Source organism: Candidatus Desulfosporosinus nitrosoreducens (genome assembly GCF_030954495.1).
In the GTDB taxonomy this organism is placed as follows: Bacteria; Bacillota; Desulfitobacteriia; order Desulfitobacteriales; family Desulfitobacteriaceae; genus Desulfosporosinus; species Desulfosporosinus nitrosoreducens.
Genome location: NZ_JAVHUW010000079.1, coordinates 22,119 through 46,270, shown reverse-complemented (window position 1 = coordinate 46,270; position 24,152 = coordinate 22,119). Strand labels below are relative to the sequence as shown.

General features: G+C 44.3%; 24 protein-coding genes and 1 other annotated feature. Of the genes, 12 read left to right on the top strand and 12 right to left on the bottom strand.

Features of this window, described 5'->3' with window-relative positions; genetic code table 11:
• The first annotated feature begins 22 nt into the window (after positions 1 to 22).
• The 7 genes from dltC to REC12_RS22600 are packed head-to-tail and all read left to right on the top strand — an operon-like array spanning position 23 to position 6,802.
• The gene (gene dltC, locus REC12_RS22625) at positions 23 to 274 is read left to right on the top strand and encodes a D-alanine--poly(phosphoribitol) ligase subunit DltC (RefSeq protein ID WP_308898176.1); all 252 of its coding nucleotides are present in this window, start codon (positions 23 to 25) and stop codon (positions 272 to 274) included.
• Positions 271 to 1,476: a D-alanyl-lipoteichoic acid biosynthesis protein DltD gene (dltD, locus tag REC12_RS22620; RefSeq protein ID WP_308898175.1), complete on the top strand. Its 1,206-nt coding sequence runs from the start codon at positions 271 to 273 to the stop codon at positions 1,474 to 1,476. Before dltC ends, dltD begins: the two co-directional genes overlap by 4 nt.
• The gene (locus REC12_RS26555) at positions 1,379 to 1,597 is read left to right on the top strand and encodes a teichoic acid D-Ala incorporation-associated protein DltX (protein ID WP_374214241.1); all 219 of its coding nucleotides are present in this window, start codon (positions 1,379 to 1,381) and stop codon (positions 1,595 to 1,597) included. Before dltD ends, REC12_RS26555 begins: the two co-directional genes overlap by 98 nt.
• Positions 1,598 to 1,655: 58 nt before the next feature.
• Complete coding sequence (gene dltA / locus REC12_RS22615) at positions 1,656 to 3,275, top strand: D-alanine--poly(phosphoribitol) ligase subunit DltA (protein WP_308898173.1); 1,620 nt, start codon at positions 1,656 to 1,658, stop codon at positions 3,273 to 3,275.
• On the top strand, positions 3,259 to 4,521 hold the full coding sequence (gene dltB / locus REC12_RS22610; protein ID WP_308898172.1) for a D-alanyl-lipoteichoic acid biosynthesis protein DltB: 1,263 nt from the start codon (positions 3,259 to 3,261) through the stop codon (positions 4,519 to 4,521). Before dltA ends, dltB begins: the two co-directional genes overlap by 17 nt.
• Positions 4,522 to 4,559: 38 nt before the next feature.
• Positions 4,560 to 5,249: a response regulator transcription factor gene (locus tag REC12_RS22605; RefSeq protein WP_308898171.1), complete on the top strand. Its 690-nt coding sequence runs from the start codon at positions 4,560 to 4,562 to the stop codon at positions 5,247 to 5,249.
• Between the two features lie 47 nt (positions 5,250 to 5,296).
• Positions 5,297 to 6,802, top strand: a complete 1,506-nt coding sequence (locus tag REC12_RS22600; RefSeq protein ID WP_308898170.1) for a sensor histidine kinase — start codon at positions 5,297 to 5,299, stop codon at positions 6,800 to 6,802.
• Between the two features lie 62 nt (positions 6,803 to 6,864).
• Here REC12_RS22600 and REC12_RS22595 read toward each other — a convergent pair whose 3' ends face one another.
• Positions 6,865 to 7,500, bottom strand: a complete 636-nt coding sequence (locus tag REC12_RS22595; protein WP_308898168.1) for a hypothetical protein — start codon at positions 7,498 to 7,500, stop codon at positions 6,865 to 6,867.
• 81 nt (positions 7,501 to 7,581) lie between these two features.
• Complete coding sequence (locus REC12_RS22590) at positions 7,582 to 7,884, bottom strand: hypothetical protein (RefSeq protein WP_308898167.1); 303 nt, start codon at positions 7,882 to 7,884, stop codon at positions 7,582 to 7,584.
• A gap of 373 nt (positions 7,885 to 8,257) precedes the next feature.
• On the opposite strand from REC12_RS22590, the gene REC12_RS22585 reads away from it, so the two are divergent.
• Together REC12_RS22585 and REC12_RS22580 are read left to right on the top strand one after the other, a co-directional pair.
• Positions 8,258 to 9,010: an exodeoxyribonuclease III gene (locus REC12_RS22585; protein ID WP_308898166.1), complete on the top strand. Its 753-nt coding sequence runs from the start codon at positions 8,258 to 8,260 to the stop codon at positions 9,008 to 9,010.
• Positions 9,011 to 9,212: 202 nt separating this feature from the next.
• A complete protein-coding gene (locus REC12_RS22580; protein WP_308898164.1) occupies positions 9,213 to 9,350 on the top strand; it encodes a hypothetical protein in 138 nt (45 codons plus the stop codon).
• 115 nt (positions 9,351 to 9,465) lie between these two features.
• Here the strand turns inward: REC12_RS22580 and REC12_RS22575 are convergent, their stop codons facing one another.
• From REC12_RS22575 to aroF, 6 genes are all read right to left on the bottom strand, one after another.
• Complete coding sequence (locus REC12_RS22575; protein WP_308898162.1) at positions 9,466 to 9,951, bottom strand: ferritin family protein; 486 nt, start codon at positions 9,949 to 9,951, stop codon at positions 9,466 to 9,468.
• 356 nt (positions 9,952 to 10,307) lie between these two features.
• Positions 10,308 to 11,279 carry a phosphate acetyltransferase gene (gene pta, locus REC12_RS22570; protein ID WP_308898160.1) on the bottom strand — a complete coding sequence of 324 codons (972 nt, stop codon included), beginning with the start codon at positions 11,277 to 11,279 and terminating at the stop codon, positions 10,308 to 10,310.
• A 42-nt stretch (positions 11,280 to 11,321) separates the two neighbouring features.
• The gene (locus tag REC12_RS22565) at positions 11,322 to 11,627 is read right to left on the bottom strand and encodes a hypothetical protein (protein ID WP_308898159.1); all 306 of its coding nucleotides are present in this window, start codon (positions 11,625 to 11,627) and stop codon (positions 11,322 to 11,324) included.
• A gap of 198 nt (positions 11,628 to 11,825) precedes the next feature.
• Complete coding sequence (locus REC12_RS22560) at positions 11,826 to 12,290, bottom strand: ferritin-like domain-containing protein (RefSeq protein ID WP_308898157.1); 465 nt, start codon at positions 12,288 to 12,290, stop codon at positions 11,826 to 11,828.
• 119 nt (positions 12,291 to 12,409) lie between these two features.
• Positions 12,410 to 12,940, bottom strand: a complete 531-nt coding sequence (locus REC12_RS22555) for a nitroreductase family protein (protein ID WP_308898155.1) — start codon at positions 12,938 to 12,940, stop codon at positions 12,410 to 12,412.
• Between the two features lie 270 nt (positions 12,941 to 13,210).
• Positions 13,211 to 14,347, bottom strand: coding sequence for a 3-deoxy-7-phosphoheptulonate synthase (gene aroF, locus REC12_RS22550; protein WP_308898153.1), 1,137 nt, complete (start codon positions 14,345 to 14,347; stop codon positions 13,211 to 13,213).
• A 46-nt stretch (positions 14,348 to 14,393) separates the two neighbouring features.
• Positions 14,394 to 14,775: a binding site (T-box leader), on the bottom strand.
• 201 nt (positions 14,776 to 14,976) lie between these two features.
• On the opposite strand from aroF, the gene REC12_RS22545 reads away from it, so the two are divergent.
• Complete coding sequence (locus REC12_RS22545) at positions 14,977 to 15,165, top strand: hypothetical protein (protein WP_308898151.1); 189 nt, start codon at positions 14,977 to 14,979, stop codon at positions 15,163 to 15,165.
• A gap of 49 nt (positions 15,166 to 15,214) precedes the next feature.
• On the opposite strand, the gene mutY is transcribed toward REC12_RS22545, so the two are convergent.
• The 3 genes from mutY to REC12_RS22530 form a co-directional block, all read right to left on the bottom strand.
• Entirely contained in the window at positions 15,215 to 16,486 is a 1,272-nt protein-coding gene (mutY, locus tag REC12_RS22540; protein ID WP_308898149.1) for an A/G-specific adenine glycosylase, read from the bottom strand.
• 13 nt (positions 16,487 to 16,499) lie between these two features.
• Complete coding sequence (locus REC12_RS22535; protein WP_308898148.1) at positions 16,500 to 16,925, bottom strand: EamA family transporter; 426 nt, start codon at positions 16,923 to 16,925, stop codon at positions 16,500 to 16,502.
• Positions 16,926 to 17,036: 111 nt separating this feature from the next.
• Positions 17,037 to 19,430, bottom strand: a complete 2,394-nt coding sequence (locus REC12_RS22530) for an ATP-dependent DNA helicase (protein WP_308898177.1) — start codon at positions 19,428 to 19,430, stop codon at positions 17,037 to 17,039.
• A gap of 391 nt (positions 19,431 to 19,821) precedes the next feature.
• On the opposite strand from REC12_RS22530, the gene REC12_RS22525 reads away from it, so the two are divergent.
• Both REC12_RS22525 and REC12_RS22520 read left to right on the top strand, forming a co-directional pair.
• Positions 19,822 to 20,991: a heparan-alpha-glucosaminide N-acetyltransferase domain-containing protein gene (locus REC12_RS22525; RefSeq protein WP_308898147.1), complete on the top strand. Its 1,170-nt coding sequence runs from the start codon at positions 19,822 to 19,824 to the stop codon at positions 20,989 to 20,991.
• 64 nt (positions 20,992 to 21,055) lie between these two features.
• Positions 21,056 to 21,961, top strand: coding sequence for a phosphatase PAP2 family protein (locus REC12_RS22520; RefSeq protein WP_308898146.1), 906 nt, complete (start codon positions 21,056 to 21,058; stop codon positions 21,959 to 21,961).
• Positions 21,962 to 22,108: 147 nt separating this feature from the next.
• Here REC12_RS22520 and REC12_RS22515 read toward each other — a convergent pair whose 3' ends face one another.
• Entirely contained in the window at positions 22,109 to 23,764 is a 1,656-nt protein-coding gene (locus tag REC12_RS22515; RefSeq protein WP_308898143.1) for a long-chain-fatty-acid--CoA ligase, read from the bottom strand.
• Positions 23,765 to 24,152 lie beyond the last annotated feature (388 nt).

Genomic DNA, 24,152 nt, shown 5'->3' with positions numbered 1-24,152 from the left:
TTGTGACGAGGAGCGATAACTAATGAGCAATCACGCGATCATCCGACCTGTTATTTTAACTGCTCTTACCGAAATTTGTGGGACAGATCAGGTTGCCAACAACCCCAACCAGGATCTTTTGGCTAATGGACTCTTAGATTCCTTTGGCTTAGTAGAACTGCTCCTGGCGATTCATGAACAGTTGAACATCGACATTGCTCCGACGGAAATGGAACGAGAAACATGGTCAAATCCAGAAAAAATCATCCAATATCTTGAGGAGAAGCTAAAATGATCCGCAAGCGGCTGGGGCCTTTAGGACTGGCGCTCATTCTCTTTTTCCTAAGTATGCTCATGATCGGTCCGCTCAGCGAATGGTGGGTAAAGAGCTACATTAAAGCCGGCGTAATCGAGACAGCCAGTGAAAACCCCATACCCTCACTTTTTGGAGGAACTCTTCTCCAAAGTGCGGCTTTAAAAGATCCTCACGTTCACGTAGTCCCTATATACGGATCTTCCGAATTTGGACATGGCGGCCCGTATAATCCAACCAAACTCTTCGCCGGCCAACCAACGGGGTGGACTCCCTATCTCGTCGGGCACGCCGGCTCGGTAGATTTAATACAGACCCTTTATGCCGGCGCCCAAAATCTAAAAGGCCGAAAAATTGTTCTCTCCCTTTCTGCCCAGTGGTTCAGCGGTAACGGGGTCTCTCAGGCCACCTTCGGGGCTAATTTTTCAGCCTTGCAAGCCTACAAAATGATTTTCAACCCTGCTTTGACCTTGCAAACCAAACAAGCTTTAGCTCGTCGTCTTATTCAATTTAACGAAGTAAAGAAAACCTATCCCATCCTAGATGGATTTCTTAATTATTATGGACAGAGAGATCTGAAATCGCTCCTTTTAGAATCAGTATACTGGCCTGCCGCCAGGGTGGAAATGGCCTCTTTGGAAATTCAGGACGCCCTAAAAACGGTTCAAGTTATTCAGCATCTTCCAGCCGGGAAAATCACCGACAATTCCAGAAGCACTGCTCAAAAGGTTCTGCCAACGTGGTCCGCAATGCAAGAGAAAGCGACAAACGATGTACGGAAAAATGAAACGAATAATCCCTTTGCTGTCGGCAATAGCTTCTATAGTCAAAGAATTAAGAACCTCCAAAGTTTAAAAAATTCAGCGACCAAAGGACATTTTTATCCTTCACCGGAATATGCGGATCTTAATCTCTTGATGGAGGTTTTAAAAGACGAAGGAGCCGATCCGATTTTTTTGATTCAGCCTGTAAACGGCCTATGGTATGATTTCACCGGTTTCCCTAAAGAACAGCGCCAACGTTATTACAGTCACGTTCGTGAAATGGCCAAGCACTTCGGGTTTTCTCTGGCCGATTTTTCCACTCATGAATATGACAAATATTTTATGGATGATCCGTCACATCCCAGTGAGAAAGGATGGCTTGAATTTGATGAAGCTCTGGATACGTTCGTTCAGCAATAATCCTAAAACTGCCTGGTTCGCCCGCCTCATTTACTACTACTTAATCTTGATGGGACTCTTTGTCCTCTATTTGGTGCAAAAACAGCATACTCCGCCCCCCTTTATCTACAACGGTTTCTGAGGGGAGTTACTTTGATATTGGAAAATGCTTGCGACAAACTGATTAAGAAGGTGATTTTATGCTTTTACGGCAGATTGACCGCTGGGCGGAATTAGCTCCTCAACAAATAGCCCATCAATACCGGGAGCAAATTCTCACATACTCGGAGCTGAAAACCTATTCCGATAGTTTAGCCTGCTGGCTTTTTCAGACGCTGAAGTATGCTTCCGGGAAAAGACTCCCTATTATCGTCTACGGACATAAAGAGAGCGAGATGCTCGTCTTCTTTTTAGCTTGTCTTAAATCAGGACATCCCTATATTCCTGTCGATAGCTCCATCCCTCCTGAGCGTTTGCTTAAAATTATTGAAGCTTCCGGCGCAACGGCTATTCTTTCGCCTACTGCTCTTCCCGAGAAAGTAAAATCAAGAGATCTCCTTTGGCGAGAGCACCTTCACCTTGCGGCGATCTTCGACTTGGCGCCGGGGCATGCCGGACCTCTGCCGGAATGGCAGATCGGCACCACTGACGTCTGGTATATTATTTTCACCTCCGGAAGCACCGGAGAGCCAAAAGGCGTCCAAATTACCCGGCATGCCTTGGAAAGTTTTGTCGGCTGGATGACCAAGGAATATCAGCCTAAGCTTCAGCAAGAAATTTTCCTCAACCAAGCTCCTTTCTCTTTTGATCTTTCAGTTATGGACTTGTACATAGCCCTCAGCCAGGGAGGGACTTTGTGGAGCGTGGATCAGCAACATATTGCTAATCCCAAGGATCTATTCGACTCTTTGCAAAAATCGCAAATAAGTTATTGGGTTTCCACACCTTCTTTTGCGGAGCTGTGCCTCATGGACCCCAGCTTTAGGCAAAAGCTTCTGCCCAGGCTGCGCTATTTTCTCTTTTGCGGAGAAATTTTACCCCACAATGTCGCCTCAAGTCTCTTAGAACGCTTCCCTCAAGCTCAGGTCATCAACCTTTACGGCCCGACTGAATGTACGGTAGCCGTATCCGGCGTCTCGATAACAGCCCGGATTCTGGCAAGCCCCGGCCCGCTGCCTGTCGGACAAAATTCTGCCGCCTGGCAAATCCACATCTGTGATCCCGACGACCTGGACAGAGTGATTGCCAGTGACGGCAACAAGGAACTGTTTCTCAGATCACTTCCACCCGGAGAAAAAGGAGAAATCGTTATCGCCGGACCTAACGTCAGTCTTGGCTATCTTAACCGCCCTGAGCTTACAAAACGATCCTTCTTTACCTGGACGGAAAACGATATCAGCCTTCAAGCCTATCGCACCGGCGATATCGGTTACTGGCTTAACGGAAAGCTGTATTATCAAGGACGCCGGGATTTTCAAATTAAATTGCATGGCTACCGCATTGAGCTCAACGAAATTGAAGAGCAGTTGCGTAAATTACCGGAAATTGAAAATGCCGTTGTGGTTCCGGTTGTACGCCGCCATAAAAATGCCGCTCTTCAGGCATTTATTAAACTCAGCGACAACTTCCTTGAGCTTACTTCCAAGCCGGAAACAGCCCAGCAGGATTGGGGACAAGAAATACGTCAAAAATTGGAAGCAATTTTACCCGCCTATATGCTACCGCAGCGCTGCATTGTCATTGCAAACCTACCCCTGACCAAAAACGGTAAAATTGACCGCCAAGCGCTTCGAGGAGGGCAAGATGATTCCCTATGCTAATTTCAGGTTTTTTTTATGGCTTCTTCTACCTGTAATACCGGCAATAATTCTGGGATTTGCTCAAGCATCTCCCAGAACCCGCTCGCTCTGGATTATGCATTCGTCTCTTGGCATGGTATATTTGATTTTGAACACTCAGGTTTTTTTAGCTCACGCCCTTTTGTATTTTATCTGGGAGTACCTTATTATCCGCTTTTATCTTTGTTACCGACTGTCGGAAAAAAAACGAAACAGCTCTTGGATCTTTTATCTGGTTTTGGCCGCAAGCTTGCTGCCTTTAATCATCGTCAAATTATCCCCCAGCCTGGGGCCCCACTTGGCCCCGGCTGAATTTTTCAGCAGCCGGAGAATCCCGCAAATTTCTCAAACTTTAGGGCAAACTTCCTCAGCTCAAAGTCCCATGACATCCTCTGAGAATTCATTCTTAAGTTTCTTAGGGATATCTTACGTAAGTTTTAGAATCTTAGGAACCTTAATTGAAATCAGGGACGGCTTGATTCAAGAAATTCAGCTCGGCAATTTTATAAGCTATGTTCTGTTCTTCCCCACCCTTGCCTCCGGGCCGATTGACCGTTACCGCAGATTTCTCTCGGACCTGCAGAAAACCTTAACGCGCCAAGAGTATCTCACGAATTTCACAGAGGGTTTAGAGTACATTTTTCGCGGTTTCTTATACAAGTTCATCATCGCCTATTTGCTTAATCAATATGGACTTATTCACCTCAATCCTGCCCACAGCTTGTGGCAGACGATTCAATATATGTACGCTTACAGCGCTTACCTTTTCTTTGATTTTGCCGGTTACAGCGCCTTTGCCATTGGCGTAAGCCGCTTTTTTGGCATACAGACACCGGAGAATTTTCAGGCACCTTTCTGGTCGAAAAATATTAAGGACTTTTGGAACCGCTGGCATATATCCCTATCCACGTGGTTCAGAGACTATATTTATCTGCGTTTTGTATTAAACAGCGCCAAAAAGAAACGTTTTGCCAGCCGTTATACGGCCTCGGCAATTGGCTACCTTCTGCTTTTTCTCATCATGGGAATCTGGCACGGCACAGAATGGCATTTCATTCTTTACGGACTCTATATGGCCCTGCTCATGATTAGTTTTGAGTTTTTAGAACGCCTTAATAAGCAGAAACATTTTTGGGGTCAGGGAAAGGCTTGGGATATACTGGCCAGATTGCTTACTCTCCAATTCACCTGCTTTGGCTTGTTGATTTTCTCAGGAAAACTGCTCTGATTTGCCTTGGCCGCAAATTTTTTAAAGGATGTGAAGTCATGGCTTCATTTTCATTCCGCATTTTAGTTGTCGACGACGAACCTTCAATCTGCCAAATGTTGAGCTTAGGCTTGCGCAAAGAAGGATATAGCGTTAAAACCGCAGCGAATGGCCAAATCGCTTTGGAACTCATTCCCGAATTTGACCCGCACCTGATTATCTTAGATTTAATGATGCCTGTCATGGATGGGAATAATTTATGCCAGGCTGTACCGGAAATCAGCCAAGCTCCTATGATCATGCTGACGGCAAAAAATTCGGCCGCCGATATTGTAGGCGGCTTGAGGCAAGGGGCCAACGATTATTTGACCAAACCTTTCCATTTCGAAGAGCTTTTGGCCCGCATTGAAGTTCAATTGCGCAACCGCTATCCGGAGCTAACCGGAATGCACAGCACAGGCGCTTTTTGTTTGGATGAAGCACACCATACTATTACTTTTGACAGCTGCCAGCTTGCTCTTTCGCCAACGGAATACAAACTCTTGTCCTATATGCTTTGGAACCCCGGTCAAGTGCTCAGCAAAAGTTCCATCTTAAACCACATTTGGGGATATGACTTTGACGGTGAGGACAATATCGTTGAAGTATATATCCGCTATCTTCGTGACAAACTGGGTGACAAAGAACACAAATTAATCCAAACTGTGCGCGGTGCCGGTTATCGCTTAGTTCCCTCACCTGTCAAATAACTCTGTAATCGGCTTCAGCGTTTCCTAAAAAGCGGGAAGGTGTTATCATGAAAAAAACTGGCGGCATAACCCCTTGGAAAAATTCCCTGGCCGGCAAACTCTTAATCAGATTTTGGCTGAGCCTTCTCTTGCTTTCTCTGATCATGGGCATAATTCAATACCAGGCTTTGCACTCCTTCTTAATGAAAGGAGAGACCCAGGAATTACAGGCTCAAATAGGTTCTTTTGATGAAAGTCAGCTTAAACTGTGGCTAAACGGTGAACAGCCATTTCCCAAAGAGTGGTCAAGCCTCAGTTCCGGCGTTGTCGCCGGTTTTTTCACTCCCGACAAAAAACTTGCGGGTATCCTGGGCCGCCAGGAAGTTAAGGCTAAAAACCCTTATGCTTTGGAAAAATCCTTTTTTCAGAAACAAATTAAAAGCAAAAAACTGCGGACGAACACAATCTTAACATCTCCCAAAGGTATCCGCTATATGGTCATTTCCGGACCGATTTACCTCAATCAGGAAACCGGAGCCGGCATGACAGGACAGAATTCCGCCCAAACGGCAAACAGCACTTTAATTGGCTATGCGGCACTATCAGCGCCTCTAACCCAACTTAACAACATTCTCTATCACCAACTTCAGGTTTTTCTTGTCAGCACTTTGTTTATTCTGGTGTTTGGCGGAATTTTAACCCTTTATATTGTAAAAAAGCCGCTCTTACCCTTATCCCGCATGTCCGAGATCTTCGGCAAGATTGCCGCCGGAAACTACGCCTTAAGAATACCCGAAGAGCCGGCAGCCTCGGAAATTACCCATTTGCGCTTTGTTTTAAATCAAATGCTGGAAACTCTCAATCAATCTTTAACAACGGAAAGGGAAGCCAAAGAACAAATGACAAGATTTATCGCCGACGCTTCCCACGAGTTAAGAACTCCCTTGACTTCCATTCGGGGATTTTTGGAAATCTTACTGCGCAGCCCGGAAACAGACCCGGAAACTTTAGCCTCCGCCCATCAGTCCATGCTGGTTGAAACGGAGAGATTGATCCACCTTACCGAGGATTTATTGACGCTTAATCATTTAAACAAACAAATCGAGCATATGCCGCAAGCCAAGCCGGAAACATTCGTTCAAGCTATTCTTCCTGAGCTCTTACCCTTACTTAGCTCGCTGCTGGCTTACCGGACTTTAGACGTCCAAGGAGACGAAATATCCTTGCCGGTTGAACCTGGAGAACTTAAACAGATCATCTATAACTTAATTCATAACGCCATTCAGCATACTCCCGTCAACGGGAAAATTACACTCAAAACCGAAACAAGGGATAAGGCAAAATATCTTTATATCGCCGATAATGGTGAGGGAATTGCCCCTCAAGACCTTCCGTATATTTTTGAGCGCTTTTACCGCGGCAACCGCTCAAGAGAAAGAAAAGCCGGCAGCGGTGCCGGCTTAGGATTGGCTATTGTCGGGGAAATCGTGAATTTGCGAGGCGGCAAGATCAATGTTGAAAGCAACCAGGGCGAAGGCACAACCTTTACAATCCATTTCCCTCAGGATTACTAAAAAAAAAACGGTGTTTTTGAGGCTGTTTGGCAACAGCCTCAAAAAGTCACGGCGGATGAATTTTATGACGGATTTGTGGCCGGCGCCGCTGAAGTAGACGTTGTTGAAGGTGAGGCGTTCAAATCTCCATTAATTTTCTGAAGGTCTGCCAAAATCTTCTGGTAAACACTAATTCTATTCTGAATATCCGTTTGAATCTTGCTTAAGTCCGTTGTAACCGCCGAGGAGTTATTGGCCTTGTTGTCAACGTTAAGTTGCGTCCAATCTGCCTTAGCCGTTTGAGCGTCTGTTTGAGCACTGGCGATATCATCCTGCATCGGAATCATGTCATTGAGAGCTGTTACTAAAGCAGTGTAATTCTTTGCTTGACGATCTGTTTTAACTTGAGCATGGATTGTTTGACGCAAGGTTTTAATTTGTGCACGCAGTTGTTTATCCTGAGCTTGCAGCTGGCGGATAGGAGCCAGGTTTTGCTGAAATTGTTCTTCATTTTGGAGATGTAAAATTTCATTTTGCAGTTTCTGTTTCCGGGCGGCTGCTTGATCGGAAGGGGTTGCTGCAGTCCCTGCTGCGGAATTTTGAACTTGAGACGTTGCAGGCGAAGTCGGCTGAGTAGTATCGCCTAATACAGGGAGAGAAAAACCAAAAATAGACGAGGCCAGCAAAGTGCAAGCTAAAAATTTGCTTGATGTTCGCATTTTAATTCTCCTTTACAATAACTCTAAACATATAACTCTAATTTCTTTAGATATTTTGCTGTAGACATTAAATCCTTGTCTCTACAAACTCCCCAAACTTTTGTCCAGGTCATTAAGCGATTTATCCAGATTATTAAGGTTTTTATTGATTTGGGCATTTAATTGCTTTTGTCCTTTATCTGTTTTCACATCAATTGCTTTTACCTGCTGTTGGCTTGTCATGAGATTAGGATCTGATGTTCTCTGAGCATCCGCCGTGGACGCTGAAGTTGCAGTCCCTGGGGCGGAACTTGCGGAAGACTGAGTGCCGCAGCCCGTAAGTACTAACAACAAAGTGAGCATAGCTAACGCAACAGGAACAGCCTTGCGATAGAATTGTTTCATCTGTGGGCCTCCTTTCTTAGACGAGAATCTTTACAAAGCTTATTTTAGGTGGCAAAACTGAGAATTCGCTGAGAATTAGGTTTACAAAGAAAACTTTTTATCCTTCAGGTGGCCTGCCAGGCGTCACAGGGGCCAACAATAAAAAAAGACCGGAATATCAGCTAATGACAATTCCGGACAGTGAGAGAATGTCCTCTTTTCCAAAGCAGAAATAAAGAAAACTTATTAAGAGAACAGGCAAAAGAAGTTTATATTTTCCAAACTAGCACTAAGAAGCCATTAAGTCTTCCCTAAGGCTAATACGTCAAAATGAGGATCTATTGACAGTGCAATATGGTATAATTTTTAAAAAGAAAAAATGAGGTCGGAGAAAATGAAATTAATCTCATGGAATGTTAACGGGCTTCGGTCCTGTCTGGCAAAAGGTTTTTTGGATTTCTTCAACGAAGTGCAAGCCGACATCTTTTGCATCCAGGAAGCCAAACTTTCTCAGGGCCAACTGGAGCTTGCCTTGGACGGCTATAGCCAATATTTCAATTACGCAGAAAAGAAAGGGTATTCCGGCACAGCAGTCTTTACCAAAAAGAAACCGATCAACTGTACTCTTGGCCTGGGAATTCCGCATCATGACAAGGAAGGCCGGGTTATTACTTTGGAATTTGAAGAATTCTACCTGGTCAATGTTTATGCCCCTAATTCCCAGCCCGAACTGGCCAGGTTAGACTACCGCTTAACCTGGGAAGATGATTTCCGCAGTTATGTTCGGAATCTCGATGTTCATAAACCGGTGATTTTCTGTGGTGATTTAAATGTGGCCCACCAGGAAATTGACCTCAAGAACCCTCGGATCAATAAAAGAAACGCCGGTTTTACCGACGAAGAACGTTTAAAATTTCATCAATTACTGGAAGCCGGCTTCATCGATACTTACCGTTATTTTTATCCGGAACAGAGGGACGCTTATTCCTGGTGGTCCTATCGTTTTAATGCCCGAATCAGAAATGCCGGCTGGAGAATTGACTATTTTTGCACCTCCAAAAGCTTAGCCGACAAGCTGCAAACTGCGAATATCTATCCTGCCGTCTTCGGTTCGGATCATTGCCCCGTTGGCTTAGAGATTTTATAATATCGGCAGTTTTTTACTACTCATACTCTTCGTTCTTGCCTGTCCTTTTATCTTAAGATTGGCTTTTGGTCTATTCTCTTTTCATCAAATTATTCTATGCTGTGAAAATTATTTAATTTATTAAGCATTGACATTCTCTTGTATTAATAATATATTAATAGCAATTATAAATATCTGAATCTTTAGTCTAAAGGAGGGGCTTATGATGGCTTTATGTGCAAAATGCAACCAGGAGGTTCCGGAAGAGGACTTGTATGAAGATCACGGATTGCTTATTTGTGAGGATTGTAAAATGAAAACGACCCATTCACCCTCTAAACCGTGCGGCGGAGAAAAATAAAAGGGTAGTGTCCCTAAAAAACAGGTACAAAAAAGCACTTCAATTAGGCTGAGAAGGCCTTTGCGAAGCGCTTTTTCTTGTTCAGACTTTAGCTGTCCCTGCTACCTGTTTATCGCTATATAATTTGGAACAGAGAATTGATTTTTTTGATATGTCCTTTCTCTTCATCGATTAATTCGTTTATTACATCCTTGCCTGCCTTGTTTACAAAATTCTCAAATTCCTGGAAAATCATTATTGAATCTTTTTCAAAGCTTAAAGCAAACTGAAGAATATCCCGGTCTGTTTTAATTCCCTTCACTAGATCTTCAACCGTATTCACATTAAAAATATGATTATTGATGATTGACTTCAAATAGTCCCCGTACTCTCCGGCATAAGTCTCATTGGGCACAAATTCGTTGGCCAGCTTTTCCCCTAATTTCTGAAAGTCCCGAATATGTTTTTCTTCTTCTTTAGAAAGATAACTCAGAATCTCCTTTAGTTGCACATCCCCCGCATACGATGCGGCTTTCTCATAAAAAACCTTTCCTGTCCGTTCCATTTCAAGAGCCAATTTAATAATCTCTTCACCTGTAAAGTTGACAATACTCCACGACATGTCTATCCATCCTCCGCTCTTATAATTTTTTATCCGCTGACTAATCCGCTCTAAGACTCCCGCTTCGGCAAGCGGTGAGTTAAGAGCGGCTAAGTCCCTGGATAAGTGCGACTAAGATTCAGATGGAATTAAAACTCCGCCTGAATCAAGTCTTCTTTATTGATCACTATAGGGGGACCGGGGAAACGATGTTGCTGCTCAAAAAACTTTCAAACTAATTGTTTAGTTTTATATATATTATAATTATTATAATTACAAGTCAAGATCAGATGCCTATATTTCTTCGACATTTTTTGGACAATGAAGACGCCTCTTCAATCAAAGGATAGTTTATATTTGTCTCTTAAACTTGCCTTTTACTTAAGAGCGGCTGTAATTATGCCCATTTTATAAACTTCTTCGGCATTGCAACCTCTGGAAAGGTCATTGATAGGAGCGTTCAGGCCCTGGAGAATAGGACCGAAAGCATCAAACCCACCTAAACGCTGGGCTATTTTGTAACCAATATTTCCGGCATTAATATCCGGGAATATAAAAGTATTGGCCTGTCCCGCAACTGGCGAACCCAAGGCTTTTGTTTTAGCAACGGCAGAAGAAAAAGCAGCATCAAATTGCAGCTCGCCGTCAACCGGAAAATCAAGGCTCATGGCTTTTAATTTTTCCGCAGCGTTACGCATCGTATCGACGGTTTCACCTTTTCCGGAGCCTAATGTACTGTAGGAAAGCATGGCCACTTTCGGGTCTACGGAAAAACACCTCGCTGTTCTCGCCGTTTCCACAGCAATTTCAACCAGTTCATCTTCCGTGGGTTTAATATTAATGGCGCAATCGGCCATCAGGTAAGTTGCCTCACCATCCGGTGTCGATCGGTGCAGAACGAAGCAGCTTGAAACAAGTTTATTGCCAGGCTTTGTCTTAATAATCTGCAAAGCGGGACGAACCGTATCGGCCGTGGAATAAGTAGCGCCGCCTAGAAGGGCGTCGACATAACCCATCTTTACGAGCATAGTACCAAAATAATTGGGCTTTAACAAAAGGGCCCGGCAAGCAACCTCATCTAGTTTCCCTTTTCTCAGTTCAAGCAATTCGTCGACCATTTTATCGAAGTCAGCATAGGTGAGGGGATCAATAATCTCAATCCCTCCTATAGGCCAGCCAAACACCCGGGCCGCATTTTCCACTTCAGAACGATTGCCCAGAAGCACCGGCACAAGGATACCGTCTTTATGCAAGCGGCTTGCGGCTTCAAGAATCCTCGGGTCAGATCCCTCAGTAAAAACGAGTTTTCGTTGCTTCGCTTTCAACATTGCCATCATAGTTTCAAACATAGTTCATACCCTCGCATTTCCAATTGATTGATCTATGAAAAACTATTCCAATACTTTATCTCCAATTGTCATTGCCCGATCAAAAGCTGCCCTTTTCTTGAGATCTGTAATTTCTTCTCCAAGATCTTTAGAGCTGATTTCCTGACGATAGTCAGAATTCTCCCTGGTACTCTCTATGGATTGCTTTAGAGCAACCTTTTTCGCCGAAACCTTCCTCTTTTTAGCTTTATAATAGCGGTTGAGCTGATACATCAATTCTCGTCGGCCTCTGCGGGGATCACGAAGTACAAAATTTCGTACCGGACGAATAGGACTAATTGGCTTAATTTCCTCTATTCTTTCATTCATACGGCTCCACCCACCCATCAAGGTCCTGGAGAAATCTTTAAAAAATCGGCAGACTCTGGCTAAAAAGTCTCACTGTAGTCTCACTTAACTAAAAAGATATGTTTAAAAAATTGAGGCTCGCTCAGACCGGGGGCAAACAGTCCCCCAATAAGCCGTGAACGTCAAGTTGTTATAACCGACAGCCGGGTTCTCCTGTTGTTACCAAACCTCAACATAGGCAGCGTTCACATAAATCTTTTCCAATTTAACTTTATGCATTTCCTCTATCCTGGAAAGGTCTGAAAAGAGTTCCTTTTGCCGGTCATCAGTACTTAAAAGAGCCAATTTTTTATACATATTCATAGCTTGTTCTTCTTTTTTCATTGCCAAAACAATAGCATCAACGAATTTTATATCTTCGGTAAGCTTTGGCTCTGCGACACTTTCGGATACATGATAATCCTCAAAGTCAGCTAATTGAATTTCCGGAATTTCACCTTCTAAGTAGTCCTGTAAGTAATCTCTATGCTTTTGTTCCTCTATAGCCAATTCTTCAAAAGTATCTGCCAGGTTGGAATCTGAGGTGATTTTTTTAGCCATATTGTGATAAAACTCATAGGAATCCACTTCATTTTTAATGGCAAACGCTATAACATCTTTAAAGCTATAACTATTCGTCGTCATTTTAAACCTCCTCATTTATGTTAATTTAAAGTATACTGAAACTTAAAAATAATGTAAATACAGCTTAGAGAAAGAAGATGCACATTGGGACTTCTCCGGGAAAGATGTGACCATATCCTTTAATAAGCGGAACCATACCTATTCCCATAAACCTTGCTAAAACTCTTTATATCCTCTTCCGAATAGGGCGACTTCGACTCCGCAGGATACCCGAAGGACATGATCGAAGCAACGGTCAATGTCTCGGGAACCGCCAAAATTTTGCGCACATAGTCTTCGGCTGTCTCTGTATCGGAATACTGTCGTTTCCTAATTTGAATCCAGCAGGACCCTAAGCCTAAAGATTCTGCCGTTAGATGAAGAATTGTCGCCGCGATAGATGCGTCTTCCACCCAAACATCACTCAGATTGGGATCGGCCAATACCACTATTGCAAGAGCCGCGCCTTTTAAATGCCCCGCTCCTTTTTTAGCTGCCGCTAAACGAGACAAAGTCTCCGAATCATCTACAACGACAAACTGCCAAGGTCTTAACCCACATGATGAAGGGCTGAGCAAAGCCGCCTTTAAAAGGACTTGAACGGTATCCCGGTCTATCTTTGTCGGCTTATACTTCCTGATACTCCGCCGCTTGTAAAGCAAATCCAGCATGGTTAAATTCCCCTTTCTTACTTTGATTGCTTAATGTTTAAGGATGCCCATTATTCAAGTAAACTAGCAGCCGGCGTCGCCTTCGAAAAAGAATCTTCTCAGCCCTTAATAGGGCGAGAAGATTCTTTCTGTCAGATTCTTAACTGTCTAATTGCTCAAACAAATTATATCACGTCATTCTCTGAAAATCCCGCTTTTAAAGCCTTATTGTTAAATTGTTCCCACCCCTGCTTGAGCCTGTTTCAGCCATTCAGGCAGAGTTCACTGCTATTATTTGCTTCCAAGAGGGCAAAGAGATTCCAAATCTTTTTCATTTGTCAGCTTACTTTTAATTTGGGATTGTACCGAGAACTCAAAAACTAAGGCATACAACTTTTTTACAAATTCAGAGGAAAGCTGCAAATCCTCCGCCAAGGGAATTAAACGCTGCAGGATATCTTTTTCCCGACCGGCATCTTTGACACGATCCAGCCGTTTTTGAGCTCCAATCCTTCTGGCGATTTGCATGCGATCTGCTAAAGACTCAATAAGGTTCCGGTCAATTCGGTCAATTTCCAAGCGTAAGGATTCCAGTGTCTCCGCCCGTTCTCCGCTCACAAAGATTCTTCCCACGGATTGAGCAACGTCCCTTAACTCCTGAGCCAAGGCTATAAACTGTTCCGGCGTAAGAGATTGTGGTCCATCACTTACGGCCTCGTCCGGATTGGGATGCATCTCAATGAGCAGACCGTCGGCACCTGCTGCCAAAGCTCCTTTGGACAGGGATGGGATCAGGTCTCTTCGCCCCGCAGCATGACTGGGATCAACAATTACCGGAAGATGGGAGAGCTCTTTTGCCACACCCACAGCACTTAAGTCCAAGGTGTTTCTTGTGCTTGGTTCAAAGGTGCGGATTCCCCGCTCACACAAAATAACCTGAGAATTGCCTGCTGCTAAAATATACTCGGCGGCCAACAACCACTCTTCCACTGTTGCTGACAATCCACGTTTGAGAATGACAGGCTTGTTAATTTTACCGGCCAATTTCAGCAACTCGAAATTTTGCATATTGCGAGCACCTATTTGCAGCAGATCGACTTCATCTGCAACCATAGCCAAGCTTTGAGCATCAATCACTTCCGTAACGCAGAGGAGTCCGTTTTCTTTGGCTGCCCGCACCAAATAGTCTATTCCCTCACGCCCCAATCCTTGAAAACTATAGGGGGACGTACGCGGTTTGAAGACTCCCCCCCGCAGTATTTTTCCTCCCGCATGTTTAACCGCTGCCGCGGCTTTTTGCATTTGTATACTCGATTCAACAGCACAAGGGCCCCCGATAAGGATGATTTCCTGACCGCCTAAAGCTACTCCACCAACCTCAATCAGACTTCGCTTTGACTTAGATCCGGCTAATTTTAAATCTTTCATTAGTTCATTCCTCCTAAATAATAAAATAAAGTCCACGGTTCATCCCTTCAGGGACGAAAGCCGTGGACTTCCGCGTTACCACCCAATTTGGCCAAACATGGCCCTCTCCATAAGGTACGGGATTCAAACTTGCCTTTGTTGAGTCATTAGGCTGCTAAGCAAAAAGTTTCTCATCCCTGACGGGACGAGAAACTTTATCTCGCATTACCACCCAATACTGGCCATTGGCCACTCCACAAGGTACGGGAATGATATCCGATACCCCCTTCTTGTTAACGGTGAAGAACCGTCCTAGCCTACTTGATTCCGTTCAGCCGGCAGCTCAGGAGGGAACTTCAGCTATTACCACACATAGAAGAGCTTACAGTCGAGACTCTTCCTCCCTGAAAGGTAATACATAGCCTACTTTTCTCCGTCGTAGCTTTTAAGAAATTTAATTAAATGTATTATAACAGAATAAAAATATTTGTCAACTGTCTATATCAGGCAAACGAATAGCATTTCACTCCAAAGGAAAAAATATAATAATCTTAAGGTTATCTTAAGGTTCGTAAGGTAAAGTTATTAATAGCGTAATCATCAAGATTTTAAAACAAATAGTGACTACCAATTAGAAAGGAGATTCGGAAATGCGTTTTTCACTAGGGCTATTGGATACGCTTTTTGGAGAGAAAATAATACTCCAAGGACCTGATGAAAAAGGAAATATTGTCAAATGCAAAGTATCCAAAAAGTGGCTTGAACGGGCACAAGGAGGTAATTCTATTCCTTCTCAAGATGCAGCGAATGACGATAAGTATTCCACATCACCCATTTAAACTTTCCGGAAATTCGGCAATTCTTTTGGTCATTTAATTTAAAAAATACTCATTTTATTAAGCCTTCAAGTATCCCCCGAAAAGCTACAGGAAGGGGAATTTGTCCCAAATCACTTAAAGATATCCAGCACCTGCTTTGTTCCGGCAGGTGTTGATTTAATTTTTTGACGAGATAATTCCCTTCAACCTCTTTAAGCGGCTCCTCTTCATAGTTATGCTTCTGTGTTTGTGCTGATTCGGGTTTGAATTCTCCTCCGGTTTCGCAGGCAAATTTTTGCCCAGAGCAGGTTTTATTCAGGTCAAAGATAAGCCAGAGAATTTTCCAGCGCCGATGACTGAAATTATACCAGACAGGCCCTTGAAGGTGGAGACCCCGGGCCATAAGACTCTGGACATCTCTATCGAAGGAACGGTCGGTTACCGCATCTTGGAATAATTGCAACCACTCCGCTTGAGTCAAGACAGGAAGGGCTTCACTCAGGCTAACTTCCTGCAAGAATTCCACGCCGGGAAACTCCCAAAGGTTAGCCAGCAATCCTTCCGGCGGGCGCTTTTGTAAATACACTCTGTCCCCACAGCGTAAAACAAAGGTTAAGCGAGTCACTTCCTGGCGCTGGGGCTTGATCTTCTTCACAGGATAAGCAAGAAGATCTCCCCGTTTGTATCCTTGGCAAACTTGAACCAAAGGGCATCCTGCACAGTCTGGTCTAACCGGGGTACAAACCATCGCTCCAAGTTCCATGAGTCCTTGATTAAAATCTCCCGGCCGGAGAGCTGACTGCCAGGCGGCAATCTGCCGATCAAAATGCCGGTAGCTTTTGACCGCTTCCACCGGCTCAGGCCAGGCCAAAAGGCGGGAAACAACTCTCAAAACGTTGCCGTCAATGGCCGAAACATTTTGACCGTAGGCAATACTGGCAATCGCACCCGCAGTATATTTGCCAATTCCGGGCACTTGAAGAAGACCGGCAAAACTATCAGGCATTCTTCCGGACCACTGGGTCAATAGATAGTGGGCTCCCTCCCACATTCGTCTTGCCCGGGAATAATAGCCTAACCCCTGCCAAACAGTCAGTACATCTTCCAGACTTGCCTCTCCCAATTTCCTGACATTGGGAAAACGCAGGAGAAATCGCTCAAAATAAGGAATAACGGTTTTAACCTGGGTTTGTTGCAGCATGACTTCGGACACCCAAATCACGTAAGGATCTTTCGTCCTTCTCCAAGGCAAATCCCTTTTCCTCTCATCGTACCAAGTTAGCAATAGGTCTGCCACACTCGACCCTGCCGGCAAATTTTCAGTTTCTTTTTGTATTGTCATTCCTTGCTGTCTCCTATTTATTGATAAGCACCAACCCGACGATGCACAAGACAACCCCGATTATCTGAAACAAAGTAAATCCTTCATTAAAGAACAAAATACTGATAGGGATAAGCACAATTGCCAGGATAATGTTGGCAACTAAGGAGCCAACTCCAAGGTTCCAGCCCACCCGATAGGCCACCAGATAGCCCGCTTCGAGTCCCACAATAGCTAACCCCAAAACAAAGCTTGTCCAGTTTAATTTGCTAAAGGAGTCCAGAAACCCTTTATCTGTTTTATAGAATAAGGCCGCCAGCACGGTCAGCAGTGCTGCTGTCAGATAGGTTACCAGCAAGGCCGAGAAAGGATTCACATTTTGCGGAGTTGTCTTCTGACATATATTATAGACAACATTGGAGGCCACAATCAGAAGGATCGGGAAAAAATAAGCAACCATAATAACCTCATTAACTCTTAAATTTAAGCAGGAAATTTGCAATCCTACATTTAAAGGTTCTTCCCTTCAGGTTAATAACTTACTGCCAAACATCATGACATGAAGACCCTCTCACTCATTCGCTTCATCTCCAACGGCGGGATCGGCTTTAGCCCAAAAGCCCTCAATAGATTGGCGAACAGCGCCGGCATTAGTTGCATAATGAATATCCCGCCATTCCACAGGAAACAGCTTTTTGTATTTCGACAAGGCGAAGCGCTCATCAATCAGCAGTACGAAACCCCGGTCTCTGTCTGTACGGATAACCCGTCCGACAGCTTGCAGCACCTTGTTCAGGCCGGGATACATATAGGCAAATTCAAACCCTTGCCGATTGCCGGCCTGATAATACGTACTAATAATCTCTCGTTCCATTCCAATTTGAGGCAAACCTACTCCGACGACTACGGCGCCTGAAAGCCGGTCACCTATCAGGTCAATCCCTTCGCCAAAAATTCCGCCCATCAGCGCAAAGCCGACTAAAGTTTGTTCAGGCTGTTCCATAAAATTCGCCAGAAAATCCTCCCGTTCTTCTTCGATCATGCCTGACGTTTGCTGAACTACAGCCACTGAAGGATTCTGTGCCTTAAACCTCTGATAAACCTCCGCTAAATATTCATAAGATGGAAAAAAAACAAGGTAGTTTCCCTTTTGGGGCTGAGTTGCAGCGGCAATTGCTTCAGCGATAAGATCATAACTCCAGGCTCGTTGTTTAAATTTGGTGGATATAGCGAGGTGAATTATTAAATGTAAGTTTTCTGCCGGAAACGGAGAAGCTAAGCTCAATTTATAAGAAGTCTCCTCTCCACCTAAAACATTCATAAAATAATCCATGGGGCTCAGCGTCGCCGAAAACAGAACCGCAGTCCGCCCTCTTGCCAAGGCTTCCTTCAGGCGAATAGACGGGTCAAGGCAAAACAGCTTGATCTTAAAGTCCTTTTTAGACTGCCGATAAGTGACATAACAGCTGTCATAGCTTTCGGAGGTTCTGACAAAACTTAGAGTCTGAAAATACAAATCCAAAAGCGGCTCCTGCCAAGTAAAGGTTTGTTGCTTTGTTTTAAGATAAGACTCGACATCTTTGACAAAGCGGCTTAGAACTTGAACCAGTTGCGCGGGAAGCTCCTTTTCTACGCTTTCTCCCAGCTCATTCAAAGCAAGACAGCGCTTCTTCTCTTTGCTTAAGGCGGCATTGACCCGGGTCAAACTCTTTGTCAATTTCGGGTTGTCCTTTTTTATAAGTCGTTTCAGGTTAAGCCAAGCTTCCTTCTCCAATTCCGCGGAATACATTTCCCGGGCACGATCCACCAGATTATGAGCTTCATCCACTAAAAACGTGTAGTCACCACCATCAAGGAAAAATCTCTTCAAATAGACTCGGGGATCAAAGACATAGTTGTAATCTCCGATAATCACATCTGCCCATACAGCCATTTCCAACGAAAATTCAAAGGGACAGAGGGAGTGCTTGCGGGCATAATCTTCCAGAACCTGCCGCGTCCAAATCTCCTCTTCAAACATGTCCTCCACCGCCCCGCGCAGGCGGTCGTAATACCCTTTGGCAAAGGGACATTCCTCGGGCAAACACGCAGCCTCCGGCATTAAACATACTTTTTTCTTAGCAGTAAGGGTTAGCCGTTTAAGTCTTAATCCTCCGGCTTGCAAAGCACTTAAGGCTTTTTCCGCCACAGTACGCGTGATTGTTTTGGCCGTCAAGTAAAAGATTTGAACCGTTAATCCCTCCGCCATGGCTTTGAGAGCCGGAAACAAAGTGCCTATAGTTTTGCCGATACCTGTAGGCGCTTGGGCAAACAGCTTTTGTCGATGCTTAATTGTCTGATAAACTGCAACGGCCAAATCCCTTTGTCCCGCCCGATAGGTGCGAAAGGGAAATGGCATTTCCCGGATGCTTTGATCACGAATAATTGACCACTCCTGAAGTTTACAGGCCCAAGCCAAATAGCGCTCCGCTAAATCAAAGAAGAATTCCGTCAGTTCTTTCCTAGAAAACCACTTGTTAATTTTTTGGGTCTCGGCAGTATCGAGCTGATAATAGGTAAGCTGAACTTCCATCGTCTCCAGGTTTTCACGAACGGCATACATAAAGGCATAGCACTGGGCCTGAGCCCAGTGCAGGTCGCTTAAAGATTCGTCAATCAGAGCTAAATCCAAAGTTGTCGTTTTGATCTCATCCACGCAATCCCCGGATTCTCTTTTAATAATCCCGTCGGCCCGGCCTTTTACTTCCAGGCTGATCTCCCCATTCGGGGTTCTTACAGCCTGCTTTTCCTGAGGAACATAAAGATAGGATAGAGTTACTTCAGGGAGATAATCCGTACCGTTTAGTCTTTGAATGAACTGGTGCGCCTTAATCCCATCTTGAGTTCGCGCAGCCCCAAGCAAACCCGGCTGCAAATCTCCTTTCTTAAGCACAAATTCAACCAAATCCCGTACAGATACCTTCATTACCGCCAATTCAATAATCCTTCCTCACCTAAGCCGAGTGAACTTATTTACATAATCGCATGTTATTATAATAGCTTGCTTAAAAATTGCAGTCTATTAGGAAATTCGACATGGTCCTAAAGAATCCTTCAATATAGGGCATAGCTGCAAAATACCCTCACGAAAAGATACTTAGATTTTTCCAGCCTTAAGAGTTTTGTCCGATGTCTTAGGTGTTTATAAAGCAATGTATTTTCATCCAAATAAGTATAATTTTAACTATCTTGACCATTTCTTAATAAGTTGTTCATGGTTTGCGCAGATTTTCGATATTTTTGGGGAGTATAATCTATAACCGAAGCAGTTAGGGTAACATTAAGAAATGAGATGATAAATTTTGAGACTTTCATTTATGGATCGAACCCGCGGCTTGATTATGATCTTTATGGCTTTAGATCATGCCTTATATTTTTGGAGTAACGGACGAGTAAACAATGAAGGATTGCCGCTCCTAATCAAGGGGACCTTAACCTTCAACCCCTTGGGAAATACCACCTTTCTCAGCTTGCTCGTCATGTTTCTGTCCAGCCTTTGCGCTCCGGGTTTTTTCTTTATAGCCGGTTACGTTTTAGCTTTGTCAGTCAAAAAACGCGAAGCAGCCGGAGCCTCCAATTGGAGTATTGACAAATATTTATGGAAAAGAGGATTCCTTCTTATAGCCTTGCAGCTCTTAATTGCTTCTCCCGCTTTTAATCTCCCTCTCTTTGTTCAAGCCAAATCATTATCCATCACTACAATCGGGACATTTTTTTCCCTGAGTGTTCTTTCCTCCATAGGCTTAGGCTTCATAGCTTTTTCTTTAGGACGCCGGATTTCGCCTTGGAAACTCCTGGGACTGGTCATATCTCTTTATTTACTCAGTCAAGCCCTTCTTCCCAGTTTGGCGACAAGCTTTCCCTCCCTTCAAGCCTTTATTCAAGCCTGCCAAGTGGTTCTGGCCTTGCCTGTTCCATTTTCTCCGGAATTGCTAGCAAACAATAATTTCCCTTTAATTCCCTGGCTTTTACCGCTGGCACTGGGCTGGCTGTACGGAAAGACCTATGTAGAAAAACGCGGGATTGCACATGAAGCAAAGAGGTTCGCAGTTTCCGGATTATGCAGTATCACTCTTTTCTTCGTTTTACGCGCCGCCGGAATCGGTGATTATCTTCTCCCTGATGGAACTTTGCAAGGTTTTTTTGGACTTTCCAAATACCCTCCCAGTATAGATTATTTTTTGCTCTACCTTGGGCTTATATTCCTCTTGCTTTTCCTCTTCTACAAGCTTCCTCAGACAGCAAAACTGAGCAAAATACTGGAGAATTTTGGCCGAGCGCCCTTGTTCTTTTATAATACTCACCTCTGGCTCTATGCTGCAATTCCGGCAATCTTAGGGCGCTTCAACACTCTTCCCCTTTGGGCCGGTGCTGTTATTTGGCTGCTTGGCTTATTGATTCTTTACCCTCTGACTCAAGGCTACCAAACTTGGAGATCTTCTCACAAGGTTCGGGCTTATCGATTGCAGCTGCCCCTCCGTTTCTGAATCCGTCCCCCTTATAACTTGGAGCTTCGGCCTTAAACCCCAGGAAAGGATTGATTAAGACCCCATGATATCTTCCCTAGATCTAAAAACGCTTTATCACTGGACAGACTGGCCTAAAAAACACTTTCTGCGTTTATGTTTAGTGGCGGTAGCGCTCTTTGTTTTAATTGCTCCCAACCGCTCCGCCCACTACTCCTATCTTTTGCTTATCGGGGCCTTCTGGAATGTGGGATCTGACCGTTTAGCCCTGCCTTGGCAGCGCTTTTTAAGTCTTGGCATACCTTTAGTCTTATTTCCAATTCTGATGTGGCAGTATTTCCCTCCCATCTGGAATGACGTCGTTTATTGGCAATTAGGAACACGCACTCACCTTCTGGATTTAGATGCCCTCTTTAAGTCAATCCCCGGAAATGACGGCCGGCTATTCCGGATAATTCAAACTCCCTGGTTAACCGGCTACTTTCGCTGGATTTATGCCAACGGCTTTACTCTTCCGGTTCTGATACCCATCTTTCGCTCGTTTTGGGCCAAGGACTCCTTAAAAATGATTCGCTATAGTCTGTCGGCCCATATCCTGCAGTTTCTCCTCATCTTTCCCTTCTATTTAACCATTCATGTCAACGAAGTATGGTATGTTTTAGGCCAGCCTGACGGCATGGCCCGCAATCTTTCGGCGGCCGACGCAGCCGTTGTTGTTGTCAACTGCTTCCCCTCCATGCATACTTCAATTGCTTTTGCCATGCTTTTGTTAGCTTGGCGGGAAAAGGATAAACTCTTTCGTTATGTTTGGACATTTTTTTGCCTTTCCGTGATCTATTCAACGCTTTATCTGGAAATTCATTGGGTTACCGATGTTCTCGCCGGTATTGTTTTAGCACTGGCGGCTGTCAAACTCGGAGATTGGCTTATCCGTATTGTCTCCGGCAAATGGCGGGCTAAATTTGGCACTGCAAAGGTCTGCAAGGTTTGAACAGCCGGCAAAATTACAGGCGCCGCAGATCTTCTTCTCGCGGCACCTTTAGAATCAATTATGAAAGTTTTACTCTGATCCCCTTCTCCCGGCTCATGGCATTTATGAAGGACCTCTCCACCTTAATCTTAGGGTTCTGTTCAATGACTAATTGGAGCACTGGCTAGCCGCAGCAGTTTGCAGTTTAGCTTTTTCTTCTTCCACGAGCTGCCGTCTCAAAACTTTTCCTACAATGGTTCTGGGCAGCTCATCTCTAAACTCTACAAGGTGCGGTATCTTAAAAGCAGCCATCTTGCCCCGGCAAAAAGTAATAAATTCCTGTTCCGTTGCTTCCACATCGGAATGCAGTACAATGTACGCTTTAGTGGTTTCTCCGCGGTATTGGTCGGGCACTCCCGCAACGACAACCTCTTTCACCTTGGGGTGTTCGTAGAGAATTTCCTCAATATCGCGAGGATAAATGTTAAAACCACCCGCAATAATCATATCCTTCTTGCGGTCAATGATGTAAAAATAACCGTCTTCATCCATCCTGGCGATATCCCCCGTATGCAGCCAGCCATCACGCAAGGTTGCTTCCGTTTCCTCAGGCTTATGCCAATAGCCTTTCATAACTTGAGGACCTTTAATACATAGCTCGCCAATCTCCCCTACAGGAAGTACTTTCGTCCCCGTCTCTAAATCCATGATGACACAATCCGTATCAGGAAAAGGAAGGCCAATGGAACCTTCCCGCGTAGGACGATCCAAGGGATTGCTGTGAGTTACCGGGGAAGCTTCGGAAAGGCCATACCCTTCCACAAGATTTCCTTCTCCTTGCGTCACTTTGGCAAATCTTTGGGCGACTTCTAAAGGAAGGGGGGCCGAACCGCTGTTACAAACTTTAATTGCCGCTAAGCTTTCCCAATACTCTTCAACACGCGGGTGGTTGTTAATAGCCATAAACATAGTGGGAGCCCCTGGGAAGAGCGTTGGCCTGTATTTATTAATGGCCTCCAGGACCTTATCTATTTCAAAACGGGGCAAAAGTATTTGAGTCGCTGCAGTGGCAACGGCATAATTTACACAATTCGTCATTCCGTAAACATGAAACACCGGCAGGAGCGTTAGAATCCTTTCTTCTCCATAGTTCAAATTGAAAGACCAAGCCATCGTTTGCAAAGCATTACAGACTAAATTTTGATGAGTGAGCATGACACCTTTGGATCTTCCTGTTGTGCCTCCCGTGTACTGCAATACTGCGAGATCTTCTTCAGGATTCATGGCAACAGACAGAGGGGCTGGTTCTGTTTTAATGAGTTCATCGTAAGAGTATAAGTCCGGCGTTGATGCCACAGGCGCAAGAAAGTTAAAAGCAATGACACGTTGCAAAGAGGTTTCGTTCAGAATGCTCTTAACCCGGGGATAGAGCATTTCCCAAACAATGACAGTCGTAGCGCCGGAATCATTCATTTGATAAGCTATCTCGCGTTCCAGGTACATAGGATTTGTCTGTACTGCAATGGCGCCGACCTTCAGGATAGCGTAAAAACTTACGACCCATTGCGGACAATTCGGACCCATTAGCCCAACCCGCTCTCCTTTCCTCACACCCATGTTTTTTAAAGCCGTTGCTAACCGGCTGACCTGATCTCCAAATTCACGGTATGTCGTCTTTTGGTTTTCAAAAATCATTGCCACCGTATCTGGCCTTTTGGGTACGGCATCATCAAGCAATTCTCCCAGCGTTTTTCTGGGGTAATCGAGATGATACTTTACATAGGACGGATAGCTTTTCAACCAAATTTTTTCAGTTTGTGGCATGATTATTTAACCTCCTTAATTTACCAATCCAAGCTTTTTACTTATTTAAAGAAACCACTATTTTCCACCCTTTATTTTAATGAGCTATTGCCGGATTGCTCTTAGCAAATTTAACTGCCGGCTTGCTTAAGCAAAATGACTTCTTATACGCTCCTTCCTGAATATTCAAAATTATTTGTCTTATTTGTATTTGCAAGAATTATGCCAAAATTCTATTAACTCTGGCGGCTTTTCGAGCAGAGCTTAAAACCATGACACCAAGGAACCTAGAGTTTATACAATCCGGCTAAAACAAGTTACGATTGCTCATTGGACAACCTACTGTATAAAATTGTTACACAATAAGAACTAAGAGCGTAAAAATCGTATGAAAAGTATACAGTATCGT

What these genes read in the sequence shown, in the direction of transcription:
- dltC (WP_308898176.1), top strand. Translation starts at nt 23, where the DNA reads ATGAGCAATCACGCGATCATCCGACCTGTTATTTTAACTGCTCTTACC.
- dltD (WP_308898175.1), top strand. Translation starts at nt 271, where the DNA reads ATGATCCGCAAGCGGCTGGGGCCTTTAGGACTGGCGCTCATTCTCTTT.
- REC12_RS26555 (WP_374214241.1), top strand. Translation starts at nt 1,379, where the DNA reads ATGAATATGACAAATATTTTATGGATGATCCGTCACATCCCAGTGAGA.
- dltA (WP_308898173.1), top strand. Translation starts at nt 1,656, where the DNA reads ATGCTTTTACGGCAGATTGACCGCTGGGCGGAATTAGCTCCTCAACAA.
- dltB (WP_308898172.1), top strand. Translation starts at nt 3,259, where the DNA reads ATGATTCCCTATGCTAATTTCAGGTTTTTTTTATGGCTTCTTCTACCT.
- REC12_RS22605 (WP_308898171.1), top strand. Translation starts at nt 4,560, where the DNA reads ATGGCTTCATTTTCATTCCGCATTTTAGTTGTCGACGACGAACCTTCA.
- REC12_RS22600 (WP_308898170.1), top strand. Translation starts at nt 5,297, where the DNA reads ATGAAAAAAACTGGCGGCATAACCCCTTGGAAAAATTCCCTGGCCGGC.
- REC12_RS22595 (WP_308898168.1), bottom strand. Translation starts at nt 7,500, where the DNA reads ATGCGAACATCAAGCAAATTTTTAGCTTGCACTTTGCTGGCCTCGTCT.
- REC12_RS22590 (WP_308898167.1), bottom strand. Translation starts at nt 7,884, where the DNA reads ATGAAACAATTCTATCGCAAGGCTGTTCCTGTTGCGTTAGCTATGCTC.
- REC12_RS22585 (WP_308898166.1), top strand. Translation starts at nt 8,258, where the DNA reads ATGAAATTAATCTCATGGAATGTTAACGGGCTTCGGTCCTGTCTGGCA.
- REC12_RS22580 (WP_308898164.1), top strand. Translation starts at nt 9,213, where the DNA reads ATGATGGCTTTATGTGCAAAATGCAACCAGGAGGTTCCGGAAGAGGAC.
- REC12_RS22575 (WP_308898162.1), bottom strand. Translation starts at nt 9,951, where the DNA reads ATGTCGTGGAGTATTGTCAACTTTACAGGTGAAGAGATTATTAAATTG.
- pta (WP_308898160.1), bottom strand. Translation starts at nt 11,279, where the DNA reads ATGTTTGAAACTATGATGGCAATGTTGAAAGCGAAGCAACGAAAACTC.
- REC12_RS22565 (WP_308898159.1), bottom strand. Translation starts at nt 11,627, where the DNA reads ATGAATGAAAGAATAGAGGAAATTAAGCCAATTAGTCCTATTCGTCCG.
- REC12_RS22560 (WP_308898157.1), bottom strand. Translation starts at nt 12,290, where the DNA reads ATGACGACGAATAGTTATAGCTTTAAAGATGTTATAGCGTTTGCCATT.
- REC12_RS22555 (WP_308898155.1), bottom strand. Translation starts at nt 12,940, where the DNA reads ATGCTGGATTTGCTTTACAAGCGGCGGAGTATCAGGAAGTATAAGCCG.
- aroF (WP_308898153.1), bottom strand. Translation starts at nt 14,347, where the DNA reads ATGAAAGATTTAAAATTAGCCGGATCTAAGTCAAAGCGAAGTCTGATT.
- REC12_RS22545 (WP_308898151.1), top strand. Translation starts at nt 14,977, where the DNA reads ATGCGTTTTTCACTAGGGCTATTGGATACGCTTTTTGGAGAGAAAATA.
- mutY (WP_308898149.1), bottom strand. Translation starts at nt 16,486, where the DNA reads ATGACAATACAAAAAGAAACTGAAAATTTGCCGGCAGGGTCGAGTGTG.
- REC12_RS22535 (WP_308898148.1), bottom strand. Translation starts at nt 16,925, where the DNA reads ATGGTTGCTTATTTTTTCCCGATCCTTCTGATTGTGGCCTCCAATGTT.
- REC12_RS22530 (WP_308898177.1), bottom strand. Translation starts at nt 19,430, where the DNA reads ATGAAGGTATCTGTACGGGATTTGGTTGAATTTGTGCTTAAGAAAGGA.
- REC12_RS22525 (WP_308898147.1), top strand. Translation starts at nt 19,822, where the DNA reads ATGGATCGAACCCGCGGCTTGATTATGATCTTTATGGCTTTAGATCAT.
- REC12_RS22520 (WP_308898146.1), top strand. Translation starts at nt 21,056, where the DNA reads ATGATATCTTCCCTAGATCTAAAAACGCTTTATCACTGGACAGACTGG.
- REC12_RS22515 (WP_308898143.1), bottom strand. Translation starts at nt 23,764, where the DNA reads ATGCCACAAACTGAAAAAATTTGGTTGAAAAGCTATCCGTCCTATGTA.